11 protein-coding genes are annotated in these 12,869 nt (G+C 33.9%); 3 read left to right on the top strand and 8 right to left on the bottom strand.

Annotation, left to right across the window (positions count from 1 at the left end; all coding sequences use genetic code 11):
• Nucleotides 1-64: 64 nt before the first annotated feature.
• The 6 genes from NMK36_RS14405 to NMK36_RS14380 all read right to left on the bottom strand — a co-directional run bounded on the left by NMK36_RS14405 (nt 65) and on the right by NMK36_RS14380 (nt 6,446).
• Entirely contained in the window at nt 65-1,222 is a 1,158-nt protein-coding gene (locus NMK36_RS14405; protein WP_072720689.1) for an NAD-dependent epimerase/dehydratase family protein, read from the bottom strand.
• A 58-nt stretch (nt 1,223-1,280) separates the two neighbouring features.
• Nucleotides 1,281-1,871: a chromophore lyase CpcT/CpeT gene (locus NMK36_RS14400; RefSeq protein ID WP_072720688.1), complete on the bottom strand. Its 591-nt coding sequence runs from the start codon at nt 1,869-1,871 to the stop codon at nt 1,281-1,283.
• 132 nt (nt 1,872-2,003) lie between these two features.
• The gene (locus tag NMK36_RS14395; RefSeq protein WP_254174025.1) at nt 2,004-2,525 is read right to left on the bottom strand and encodes an ElyC/SanA/YdcF family protein; all 522 of its coding nucleotides are present in this window, start codon (nt 2,523-2,525) and stop codon (nt 2,004-2,006) included.
• 19 nt (nt 2,526-2,544) lie between these two features.
• Nucleotides 2,545-3,879: a tetratricopeptide repeat protein gene (locus NMK36_RS14390; RefSeq protein WP_254174024.1), complete on the bottom strand. Its 1,335-nt coding sequence runs from the start codon at nt 3,877-3,879 to the stop codon at nt 2,545-2,547.
• Between the two features lie 5 nt (nt 3,880-3,884).
• Nucleotides 3,885-5,288 (bottom strand): ATP-binding protein, encoded by a 1,404-nt coding sequence (locus tag NMK36_RS14385; RefSeq protein ID WP_072720685.1) that lies wholly within the window; start codon nt 5,286-5,288, stop codon nt 3,885-3,887.
• 147 nt (nt 5,289-5,435) lie between these two features.
• Nucleotides 5,436-6,446 carry a CHAP domain-containing protein gene (locus NMK36_RS14380; RefSeq protein ID WP_072720684.1) on the bottom strand — a complete coding sequence of 337 codons (1,011 nt, stop codon included), beginning with the start codon at nt 6,444-6,446 and terminating at the stop codon, nt 5,436-5,438.
• 189 nt (nt 6,447-6,635) lie between these two features.
• On the opposite strand from NMK36_RS14380, the gene NMK36_RS14375 reads away from it, so the two are divergent.
• Nucleotides 6,636-8,408: an ATP-binding protein gene (locus NMK36_RS14375; protein WP_254174023.1), complete on the top strand. Its 1,773-nt coding sequence runs from the start codon at nt 6,636-6,638 to the stop codon at nt 8,406-8,408.
• Nucleotides 8,386-9,942 carry a serine/threonine-protein kinase gene (locus NMK36_RS14370; protein ID WP_254174022.1) on the top strand — a complete coding sequence of 519 codons (1,557 nt, stop codon included), beginning with the start codon at nt 8,386-8,388 and terminating at the stop codon, nt 9,940-9,942. The genes NMK36_RS14375 and NMK36_RS14370 overlap by 23 nt, the downstream gene beginning before the upstream one ends.
• A gap of 61 nt (nt 9,943-10,003) precedes the next feature.
• On the opposite strand, the gene NMK36_RS14365 is transcribed toward NMK36_RS14370, so the two are convergent.
• Nucleotides 10,004-10,177: a hypothetical protein gene (locus NMK36_RS14365; RefSeq protein ID WP_186440430.1), complete on the bottom strand. Its 174-nt coding sequence runs from the start codon at nt 10,175-10,177 to the stop codon at nt 10,004-10,006.
• Nucleotides 10,178-10,463: 286 nt separating this feature from the next.
• Between NMK36_RS14365 and NMK36_RS14360 the strand changes: the two genes are divergently transcribed.
• Nucleotides 10,464-11,558, top strand: coding sequence for an NB-ARC domain-containing protein (locus tag NMK36_RS14360; protein ID WP_254174021.1), 1,095 nt, complete (start codon nt 10,464-10,466; stop codon nt 11,556-11,558).
• Nucleotides 11,559-11,600: 42 nt separating this feature from the next.
• On the opposite strand, the gene NMK36_RS14355 is transcribed toward NMK36_RS14360, so the two are convergent.
• Entirely contained in the window at nt 11,601-12,749 is a 1,149-nt protein-coding gene (locus tag NMK36_RS14355; protein ID WP_245824322.1) for an esterase-like activity of phytase family protein, read from the bottom strand.
• Nucleotides 12,750-12,869: the final 120 nt, after the last annotated feature.

Genomic DNA, 12,869 nt, shown 5'->3' with positions numbered 1-12,869 from the left:
TTTACAAAACCCAAAGCTTACTGTAGAGAACCTAAGCTTTCTCTACAGTAAACATGATCCTAAATTAACCGGGATTACGCCATAAGACTTTAGGCATAATTTGGGTATTATCAACCCGTTCCTTATACTTAATAGCGAAATTCAACAGCGAATCTAACAAAGAATCCGATAGGAAATGGGGTTGTAATCCTAAATCCAATAGATTGGTATTTTTAGCGTTGAAATAATGGTCTTCTAATTCAACACGGGGATTAGGAATATTCTCGACTTCCACATCTAATCCTAAAGCAATTCCCGCTTTTTTCACCATCATGGCTAAGTCACCGACGCTATGTAATTCGGTAAACTGATTAAAGACGCGGAATTGTCCAGAATCCGCCGGATTTTCTAATGCTAATTCAATACAGCGTACCGTATCCCGAATATCTAAAAAGGCTCTAGTTTGTCCGCCTGTTCCATAGACCGTTAAGGGATGACCAATAGCGGCTTGAATACAGAAACGGTTTAACGCAGTTCCAAACACACCATCATAGTCGAGACGGTTAATTAACAACTCATCCATTCCCGTTTCTTCCGTCAGAACCCCATAAACAACGCCTTGATTTAAATCCGTTGCCCGTAAACCCCAAATTTTACAGGCAAAATGGATATTATGGCTGTCATGTACCTTGCTGAGATGATAGAAACTGCCGGGTTGTTTGGGATAGGGTAAAGTATCTTTACGACCATTATGTTCGATGGTAATATAGCCTTCCTCAATATCAATATTGGGGGTTCCATATTCTCCCATCGTTCCCAACTTCACCAAATGACAATCGGGAAAATTTTCCCGCATCGCATATAACAGGTTGAGGTTGCCAATAACGTTATTTGCTTGGGTGAGAACGGCGTGTTCTCTATCAATCATTGAGAATGGTGCAGAACGTTGTTCTCCAAAGTGAATAATGGCTTGCGGTTCAAACTTGAGTAAACTCTTGATCAGGAAATCGTAGTTATTGATATCCCCAATAAACAGGTCAATAGACTTTCCTGTTAAATCTTTCCAACGTTGAATCCGTTGCTGAATCGGGGCAATAGGGGTTAACGTATCAATACACAGTTGTTGATCCCAGTGACGTCGAACTAAACTATCCAGAATACCGACTTCATAGCCACGATTGGACAAATACAACGCTGTGGCCCAACCGCAGTAGCCATCACCACCAATAACCAGGACTTTCATAAATACACTTGTTGAATCTTGATGTGCCAATATTGGGTAAATTTATCAGGAAAGGGGATCAAATTTTTACCTCGTCCGCAAAACTTGTCCAGCGCACAAATTCAAATGGCCCTGCTAAGGCACCCCATAGTTGTTCATCGGTTTTGGGGTCGTGTCCTCGGTCGTGACTAATAAAGCGATGTTCATCAATTTCAAATTCACTCGCTAGATAGGTGACGTTTCCTTTGCGTTCCACTATACATCCTTTACCTGGTTCGACTTCTCCTTTAAAACTATGTCCTGTCCAATGGGTAATAAAAGAACATCTTTCCATTTTTTTCAAACGGTCTTTTGTTAACTGTTGTAGTCGTGCGGGTTCACGGGAAGCACCATAAAATTCCTGCTCGTTTTCAATCACATAATTCTCAATTTCAATGTGATTTTGTTTATCGACTAATTTCAACACCCGCACACGATAGGGTTGTTTTAAGTTAATATCATAGGCTTGTTCTAAATACAAGCTAACACCGTCTAATAAGGCGACAGGTAAGGGACGCATACAAACCCGAATATGGGCAAAAAAAGGCGGGTTTTCAAAGGCTTGCGCTTGGTTACTGAAGTCAGCCGCCATTAATTGCGCTAGTTTGATAATATCAGTGGAATGAGTCATGACAAAATTGGATTGAGATCAGAATCAAAGTTATTATAATATAGATGACATTCCACAGTTCATTGATGTATTCTTTTGTCCCGATTCTATACCGACAACACTGACACAAGCTGTATCTGGGAGTTATTACTCCTATCTATATTTTTGAATCCATTTTTTCTTGTTGATTAAAATGTGTTTTTCAATATTAGGAAAAATTGCTGCTAAGCATTGAATAAATAGAGAGGGAATTTGTGCTAAATAAATCAAGGGTTTTTCTTTTCTTTGTAATTTAATTATTTTGACTGGATCATCTCTAAAAATGATTTTAGCTAAACAATTTATTTTAAAATAACGAACTTGATCACAGTATATATAAATAGCTTGAATTTGATAATATTCCAGATTATCTAAAAATCGCTTTGAATATAATAAATTGTGTAAAGTTGTTAAAGATTCTTCTTCTAAACATATATCTATATCTAATATTTTAGTTCTGATTAATTCTTTCATTAATTGAGCTTCAGAAATATTTGATCCTGTAAAACTACATCCCCCACTAAGAATTAATTTATCTATCTTATCCTCCGTAATATAAAAAATTACCAAATCAATATAATTTTTTAAGTTATCATCTACAATATTACCATAGCCACAAACAATTCCTATTTTCATATTGATTTCCTTAGATTTTTTAGTTTGGTCTACCCAGAATCCAAGTATAAGCTATTTTTAGCATTCGCCTGAATCTAACGCCATTTAAAATTCCAACTTGAGCATAGGATTGAAAGCCTTTAATTAAGAAGAAAAAGGATTTCAGAATTTGTTTTTGATACCAATAAGCTAAAGCTAAATCCAATAAACAACTAGCTGTTCCATGCAAGTTAAAAATGGTTTGTCTAATTTCTAGTGCTATTTTAAAATTTTGGATAGCCGTTTCACCATCATTTTCTGCTAGATTAATCAGACCTAATTGTTCATAACAATCAGAAATTCCTCGGAAATCATCTAATTTTTTATACCCTTCAAAGGCTATTGTTGCTAATTTTTTTGCTTCTGTCAAATTTCTTTGGTTAAGATAGATATAACCTAAATGATGAGCAATAAACACTTGAGCTTGAATATCGTTAATTTGTTGCGCTTTTTCTTGAGCATTTTGCAAAATTTTAATTCCTTGGTCATACTGTCCTTTTCTCCGTAAAATAATGCCTTGATGCACTTGTGGAGTAATTATTCGATGAATTAATCCCCGTTCTTTTCTGAGGCTAATAACTTGCTCATAAATTTCTAAAGCTTGATCAAAATGACTAGCATTCATTTCATAATAAGCCAAAATCTCAAGCATTCCCGTTTTAATATCATCAAGCTGAAAATCTGATTGAGCTAGATTTTGATGCTTCAAATTTTCATCAATAATCACTAACCATTTTTGCAAGTTCCTGATTCCATCTTGATAATTTCCCAAGGAAACTTGATACATTGCTAAATGGCAATTTGCTTTTATATGTTGTAAGGATTGAGGATGGGATGTAGCAGAAATTTCTTGAAGAATTTGAAAAACCTGTATCGGATTTTGATTTAAACTACTTAACGCTATGGCTTTTAAAAGTAAAATATCATTCAAAATTTTGCTACTGGTTTTTAATGAATCTATAATTTCTTGAGTGACCCCCAGTAAAGTTTGATAAGAACCTTTGAAAGATAGATATTCAGATAAAGGGATTAATAGATTAGTCGTAGAAGGATTAATAGCAATAGGAAGTTCAAAAATAGTGATTATAGTAGAATCGGTTAGTACCCATTCGGGAATTGTACACAGGTGATGTAAAGCTTCTAAGCTATTGTTGACTTTTTGTGAAGATTGTTCATCTGAATGAGTTTTATAGTCACTCAAAAACCTAACCGTAGCTTTATAATTCATCCGTTGAAAACGGGGTAGAGTTTTAAAAAAGGCAGAATCAAGATTTAATTGTTCTAAAATTAAATCAATAGAGTTTTGATATAAAGCTTGATTTAAGAGTTGAGTCATCAAGGTTAATCCATGTTTTTCAGATATTCTAGGGCGATACTGCGGATTAAATTATGCTGTCTAATTACAGATTGATTATTTTCTACACTATCTTCAAAAAGAAAGCGATCGCGCAATGTTTCTAAAGCAATTTCTTGTTCTTCTTCTTCACAATCATCTTCTAATAAACTTAACCAATAATCAGGAGTCACAGCACAGCGATAGATGGAAGCTGAACAGAGTAGAAGATAAGCATTAAACGCATCTTTTTCTAAACGACTAAAGGTAATTTCTAGTCGAGAACGGACTCTTTTTCTGAGATTCCCAGTATATCGGTCTAATTTCCATTGGTCATTCGCACCTTGAATTATACCTTGTTCTTTAGCTTCTGCGATCGCTTTTTCTACTTCTTCAATTTCCTTTCCGTATGTATTCCAGTAAGCAATCACATTACCAAAAAAGGGTTTGTCACCAATTTCACCGGAAATAACCCTTAAAGCTAAAGGATGACCTTCATACGCTTTACCAATACGCTCTAAATAAGGTTGATGACCAGAAGCAGGTTCAATATCTAATCCTGTCTTTTCAAACAATGCTAGTTGTTCTGATGCTTCAAGTCCACTTAAAAGTTGAGAATCCCAAAAATTTTTATAGCGAGAATCTATTTGTCCGGGTAATTCTTGAGTCGTGAGAATTAAGCGACTTTGACAAATAGAACTCGCTAATAAACCGTGAAAAAACTTAACCCACCCTTCATCTTCAAAATCACTCCAGCCTTCGTCTTCATTCCCTTTCATAATCAATTCTAGGGAATCCATAACCACAAGATAACGATTTTTAACCAAGAAATTGACTAAACGATGGAGGATTTGTTCTGTATTTTTACGGTCTTCTAAGGTAACAATCTGTCCCCATTTTTCAAGCCAACGAACTGCAACACTAGCAAAATCTGAGGCTTGGTTTTGATTATCTAAATTCTCTGAATGAAATTTTGTCCAGTCATCTTTTAACCAATCTTTCCGTAAATCAAAGACTAATTTTTCAGCTAAAGCTGTTTTCCCAATTCCTGTAATTCCTGTAATAATCAAAACTCGACAACAACCTTCTATTTTCTGTTTTAATTCGGTGAGGAGTTGTTCTCGACCAACCCAAGATTCATCAAATTGAAAAAATTCGGGAACTTGTTCAGGTTGAGAAGATGTCGGACTAGAATGATCGACAACATCCTCCCACTTTACACCAACAGTTTCACAGAGTTTAATGAAAGCATCTTGGCTGATTGCTTTTCCTTCTCGAAATCGTTTCAAGGTAGCTGGTGATGTAGGAACGTAGCTACACCACATTGAAGAATTAGCTGACCAGCCTTTCTTTTTGCGGGCTTGCTCGATGGATACTCGGCCTGATTGTGAGGCTCTAAGACTAACTGACATTATAATAGGAGTAATTGATTTCTTAGGGTTATTAGCTTTAATAATCAGATTTTAATACATTTGGGGAAAATTATCTCAAATCATAGGTTGCTTTTAGAAATGGGGTGAGATGATTGATAAAAAATCATTCACCCCATAGAAAGAAAATTAAGCTGAAAGAAAATCAGATGAAGAATAGCGGATTGTACTATTAGCTGTGGATACGTTACGAGCAATCGCTAATACTTCACTATTATTACTGCTTAAAACAATTGCAGTATCATTAGCAGAATAGCCGTAAAGATTGCCAGGCTTAAGGGCATATTGACTTAAACTACCTTGGATTTTGATATAGTCATCCCGCCAGTTGAAATCTTCAATGACAGCATGACCATTTCCTAAGTAACCTTTGCCGTAATAATCTCCAATCACAAAGGTATCTACACCTGCATCTCCTCTTAAGTAATCAATTTCTCCATTACCACCAAGACCACTGTAATAAAAGGCATCTAAGACATCGTTACCATTACCACCCGTTACGGTATCGTTTCCTGTCCAACCTAGTAATGAATCATTCCCATCATTGCCAAATAGTTGATCGTTACCACTATTACCATTTAGGGTATCATTTCCTGCTGCTCCTGATACAGTGTCATTTCCAGCTAAACTATTGATATTGTCGTTACCTGCACCTCCGGTAATATTATCGTTGCCAGATGTAGGAGTTCCCCCTGGAGGTGGAGTTGTTCCACCTGTTATCGGTACAAATTTCGCACTATTAAATGCAGTTGTTCCAGGATATACAGTGCGAGAGTTAAAATATTGTCCCGCCCAGTTGGCTTCTGATAAAGTGAATGAACCATCAGAATTAACTCGTTCCACAAAACCTACATGACCGACAGAACCGGCTCCCGCTTGCCCGGGATCCCAAACCACAAAACTATTAGTTTGGGGTTGACGAGTCCATCCTCCCAAATTATCATCCCAGTAGCCAGCATTACCAAAGTATTTGGCTCCGAAACCTTGATTATTTTGAAATAATCCCTTTTCAATTGCACGACCATAAGCAAATTCAGTACACCAAAAAGTAGGATCATTGTTACCAGCAACAATCTTATTACCTGCCGCTTGATAGTTAATAGAACTAAGATTAATTCCAAAGTCTGAAGGACTAGGCATAAATTGTTCTCCTATTATTGTATTAAGGTTGAATGAATTGGGAAAAGGCTTAACCTTCTTTCCTCGGCAAGAAAGGTTTCTCGCTTCACTACACCTTGATTATTCCAAGAGATGATTTAAGCTGTCATATCTGCTAAGATCGGCTTATTCCTGATCTCAACTGATCTTGACAATGAATTAAAACTAGGTATGGTAGGTCAAACCTTTACAGCCTCGAAAGAAGGGCATCAAAAGATTCAAACTGCGATCGCAGATAGAAAATGGAAAGTCAGCGAACAGGATACTAGGCCTTTGGTTATTGCTTGTTATAGGTATATTGAGGAATATCAACAAAAGCATCAGCTAAGTGATAATGACCCTCGGTGGTTGAAAGATTTTGAACAAATTTTTCGAGTTGAAAGGGATAAACGCCAAACTCAAGAACACAAACAGGAAAAATTAGATAAAATCAAGTGGGAAATTTTAAAAAATAATAAATTTACTTTTTTAGAAAAAATTAAAACATTGATTGATTCTGGAGAAATTTATGTTCAAAATATTTCTTGGGGAACTTGGAGCCGATTTGCTTCTCATAAAACAATATATCCAGTTAACGTAAATGCTTTTAAAATTTATTGTGCTATTCTGGATTTAGATTGGCGAAAAATAACTGAGAATGAACCTCAACAATTTGATAATTTTTCCTTAAAATCTAATTTACATGAACTTCCCCATCAGCCTATATTCTATGGAAGAGAAAATGAGTTAAATCAGTTATTAGAATGGCTAAATAATAAACAAACAAGAGTTATTTTACTATCAGGAATGTCTGGAATTGGTAAAACAAGTTTAATCATAAATCTTTTAGATAAAATCACAGATCAGTTTGAGTGTATTATTTATAAAAATTTATCTAATCCTAAGTCTTTTTCTTTATTTTGGCATGATTTAACTGAACAACCTACAAATGTTACAGGAGATATAAAACAAATTATTGATTATTTTCGTAATCATCGTTGTTTACTTATATTAGATAATTGGGAAGAACTTTTAAAATCAGAACATTTAGCGGGTTATTACCGCCAGGAATATGAAGAGTATGGAGAGTTATTAAGCCAAATCGCTAAAACATCTCATCAAAGTTGTGGGCTTTTTATAAGTCAAGAAAAACCGAGACAATTTGAACTGTTATTATCTCAACAAATGCCAGTTTATTCCTGGGATTTAAAGGGATTAGATCCAGCATCTGCTCTCCAGATTTTTGAACAGCAAGGATTGGGAAAAGATACTCAATCTTTAACTAATTTAATCAGACGTTATAGTTATCACCCTGGAGTTCTTAACCTGGTAGCACAGGATATTAAACAAGAATTTAATGGAAATATTTTACAATATTTTAAACAAAGTTCACTCCTAGTAAGTGATGTCATTAGTAACTATATTATCCAGGCATTTACTAAACTATCGGCAAAGGAAATAGATATTATTTATTTACTGGCTATTATTACTGAAAATTTGTCCCAAGAACAGTTAAAACAAGTTTTTGATCACTATTTATCAGGGACAGATATTCTTGATACGATGAAATCACTCAAACGGCGATCGCTCTTAATTCAAGATGCTAATAATACAGAAATAACTTATAGCCTACCTCCATTTATTAAGAAATATGTTAGTAATTTATTTATGGAAAAGTTTTGCGCTAATATTATAGCAGTCATAAAAACACAAAATTGGCAAAATATAGGATTATTGAGGACTCATCCTTTAGTTTATCCTAATCCTAATAAAAACTTAATTAATCCTAAACTATCGAACAAAATTATAGACAAACTTATTAATTTAAACTGTTCTGAAGATTTATATACTCAATTAAAAAATTTATTATTACAAGTGGATTCAGATTCAGGGTTAGGATATTTTCAGATAAATATTAGTCATTTATTCAGTGTGATTAATCATGGAAATAGGAAAAATAATTAATCATAGATATCAGGTAATCTGTCTTTTAGGAACAGGAGGATTTGGAGAAGTGTGGGAAGTCTATGATCTCCAAGATCAAGAACATAAAGTATTAAAAATACTCCAGCAGAATAAATTTCAATATTATCCAGAAAAAGATCAAAATAAAATCATTTCTCTGTTTCAACAAGAAGCAAAAGTATTACAAAAATTAGCTCATCCTGGTATCCCTAAAGGTTATGATTACTTTACTATTACCCCAGAAGTTTATTTAACGCCATTACATTGTTTAGTCATGGAAAAAGTTACTGGAGAAAATTTAGAACAGTGGTTAGAAAAAAATCAAAAAATTACCGATATAAAAATGGCAATAAATTGGTTAAAACAACTAACGGAAACTATTGCTCTAATTCATCAAGAGAAACTGATACACCGAGATATTAAACCAGAAAATATTATCCTAAAGTCTGAGGGAACTTTAGTTTTAATTGACTTTGGTGCTGTTAGACAAATGACAACAACTTATTTAATTAAGATGGGTAAAAATGAATCTGGTACAAAAATTGTATCTCCCCTATATACACCACCAGAACAAGAATTTACAGGTTTATGTTTTCCTCAATCAGATTTTTTTGCATTAGGGCGCACTTTTGTGAGTTTATTAACAGGAAATAATCCTGAAGATTTTGCCAAAAACACACTTAAAGATGAATTTCAATCTTTAGCAAAATTAATTAACTATATGATCGAAGAATATCCGGGTAAACGTCCTCAGAATACATCAATTATTTTACAATACTTAGACGCGATAGAACAAGAAAAAAACGAAAATATTAATCAAATTTTAGAGCTAATAAAACACCAAAATTATTGGCATTATTTCTTTTTAATTCAAAAACAAAAATTTTTATTAAATACAATTCCTATAGCTACCTTTTTAGTTGTAACCTCTCTAATTTTATCTTTATTATCACCTCAAATTGCTAGACAACTTAATGATCGTGGTTTACAAGCATTTAAGCAATCCAATTATAATAGTGCTTTATGGCAATATCGTTTAGCCTTATTTTTCAATAATAAATCTGTTTCGGCTCATCATAACTTAGGATTACTTTATGACAATCAAGAACAATTAGGTTCAGCCAAAAATGAATATCAAAAAGCTATTGATATAGGAAATTTGGACGAATCTTACAATAATTTAGCTCGTTTAGAAATCTTAACAGGTAATTACAATCAAGCTATTACTTTAATTGAGACCAGTTTAAAAATTAATCCTAATTCTGAGATTAACCCTAAACATGATCTATATAAAAATTTAGGCTGGTCACAATTAAAATTAGGACAATTATCAGCAGCTAAACAATCTCTAAAACAAGCTATTGACTTAAAGTTAAATCTAGCACCCCCTTACTGTTTAATGGCGCAAGTATTAGAAGCTGAACAAAAGCCAGCACAGATAGAATGGCAAAAATGTTTAACTTATTCTGCTCCAGATAATCAGCCAGAAATCAAAGAATGGCAGGAATTAGGAAAGCAGAAAGTTAAACAATAATGATTTTATAAAACCAAACTAGACTGCCTATAATCTAGGCAAATCTAGTTAGAATTACAAACTACTTTGTTCCTCCTGTATTACCATCTGGACAATTATGATTAACCTTAACTTCAAAAGGATCTGGAGAAGCAAAAGCAGGTTGATTATAAGGCAAAATATCACCCATGAATCTTACAGTATGAACCATTAAACTCACAATCAGTAAAATTTGGGTTAAAGAAAGACGTTTCATCACAGATTACCTCTCAATAATGGGATGAGAAGCTCGTTGGCCAACTGTGCTTACTCGTATATTTCCAGAATGCTTGATAATGAATGGTTTGAAGGCTCAGTTTGTTCAATCTACTTGGCGAAATAAAATGAACTAAAACTGAACCCTTAAACCTATAAATCAATGTTCTCGTAGCGAGTCAAAATGGTCGATACAGCAAAAATCTAGTTAAAATCAGGACTTTAACATCTGATATAATGAGAAGTCAGGTAAAGTCAGGTAAAGTCAGGTGAGGGTGTTTAATCTTATGACAGAGCAATTCAGCAACTTAAGTGAAGATGAAGCTTTGGAAGTAGCCAACAGATGTTTTTATGAAAAATTTGGAGAGAAACTTAGTGATATTGAGACAATTATTTTTAGAGAATCTTGGCAGAAAAAAACTTACAATACAATAGCTGAGAGCCATGCTTATAGTCAAAACTATCTTCAAAAAGATGTAGGAAATAAATTTTGGGATAAACTTTCAGAAGCATTAGGAGAAAAAGTAACTAAAAGGAATTTTAAAGCAGCTATTGAACGAAATTGTAAAGGCTATCAACAAACCAATACTTTTGGTGGTACTCCTAAAGAGTATAGTGAAGAAACTTGGCAAAAAGAAAAAACTTATGGTCAATTTGTAGGACGAAATCCTGAAATAGAAGAACTCTTAAAATACCTAGAATCTGAACAAAAAAATAAAGTTTTAGGGATAATTGGAATACTGGGTATCGGTGGTTTAGGAAAAACTGCCCTTTGTCATCAATTAGTATCCCAAGCTTATCATGCTAAATTATTCTCAAAAATTGCTTGGGTCAGAGCAAAAGTATATCAATATTATCCGGAACAAAATCAAACTAATTCTAGCTCACGAGATTCTCGTTTAACCTTAAAAGATGCTATTAAAGACATTGGGAGTGAACTCAAATTACCTCATTTCGTATTACAAGATATTGAAAAGTGTAAAATTGAAATCAGTAAGATATTAAATAACACGCAAACTCTAATAGTTATTGATGGTTTAGAAGACACAGAAAGTCCTAAAGAATTAGCTAACGAACTACGGAGTTTATTAGGGCAAAGTACCTTGATTTTAACCAGTAGAAAGGGAACAGAGAGTGATATTTTTGAATATAGACTTGGTAAATTAAATCGTGATGTATCGCGTGAATTTATTCAAGTCATTTCAAAAGAAAAATATCCAGAAGGAAAACGCTTAAATTCCATGAAAATAATTGGAGATGCTGCTATCCATCTCATTCGTATCTACTATAAAAAATCAGCGTCCTTGGGAGAATGGCTGAAACTGTTGAATCAATTAGGTTATTTGGGCTTTATAAGTTTAGCAAAACGATTTCACCGTTAAGCTACTATTATATTATTAATTATTAGCCACTATTTATTTAATTCAACTTTGTTTAAAACTGAAGAATAAAACCTGAGTTTTATGATAATCATCTTCACCCATTAAGACTAAACTTTGATTTCCATCCGGTAAACGAGAGCCTAACGTCATTCCATTTAACTGTTGTAAAGATATTCCTAAATCTTGTAAATCAAGTAATAATTTTTTTCGCACAGGTTGTACTTTAATTAAGTCTCCTTGTAAACTCACCATACGAGAGGTGTCCGTTGCATCTCCGGTGAATAACTGATAAATTTTACCCGTGTCTTTTGATTGTTCTAAACTCAGTAATATTCCCCCTTTAGCCGCTGCAATATCCACTAAGCGTTGAGAGGTTTCATCTAGTAGATATAAGGTTTCAGAAACTAGAAAAGAAGCTCTATCTGCGATGACATAATGCAATAATCTTAATTTAGTTGAATTTTCTGGATCTCGATCTTGAATTAAAGGTTTTTCTGTCACCGTAAATAATCTAAAGGGATCTCGACCATCGGGACTAAAGCCATCGGGAGAAATTGTTAAGCCTTTAAAGCCAAATTTAGGTTCGACTCCTTGGGTTTGTTCAGATTCATTAAATTGGGGAAAATAAAAGGGAGAAAGAGGAACAGTATTTTTTAATTGTCCGGTTATTAAATCGTATTCAGCAATTAAGGGAGGAGTGTTAACATTTTCTAAATTTTCCGTCGAAATAAACACAGAATGACGCGGAGAAAAGGCAATACTTTCAGGGTAAACTTGATTTTCCAAAAGCGGTTGATCCTGTTTATCCTTGAGTATTGTTAATCCGTCTATGGTAATATCTTTTAACGGGATAGATTCAGACGGATCTAAGGTAAAGTTCAAGGTGTAAAACTTAGCTGGGGACTCTGTTTTTGCTGTATCTGATAACCCATAAAATCGAATTCTGCTATCCGTTGAGGTTCCATACCCCGGAACTTGATAAGTCAGAGATGATAACTTCTCGACAGATTGATGTTTCAATGTTGTTGAGTTTGATAATTCATATTTCCCTAAAAAACTGAGCGATAAATCAACAAACATTCTCTCCTCTGCGGACACTTGCGGAATAGAACAAGCGGTTAAAAATACCAAACTACAGAATAAAATTGCCAGATTTTTAAAAAAGCTTTTATATTTTTTGCCAACTCTCAATTTTCTTTCCTCCTGAATTCTATCCTGCTATTATCCCATATTTTATCAGGTTTCAGTAGCATTGACGGTTGCTTCTAGGGTACAATTGATTTATGCTGGCTATAATCGCTTTTAAGAATA

It is taken from the genome of Planktothrix pseudagardhii, from assembly GCF_904830925.1.
Taxonomy (GTDB): Bacteria; Cyanobacteriota; Cyanobacteriia; order Cyanobacteriales; family Microcoleaceae; genus Planktothrix; species Planktothrix tepida.
Note: the sequence above shows the minus strand (reverse complement) of the source record. Positions and strands in the feature narration are given on the sequence as shown.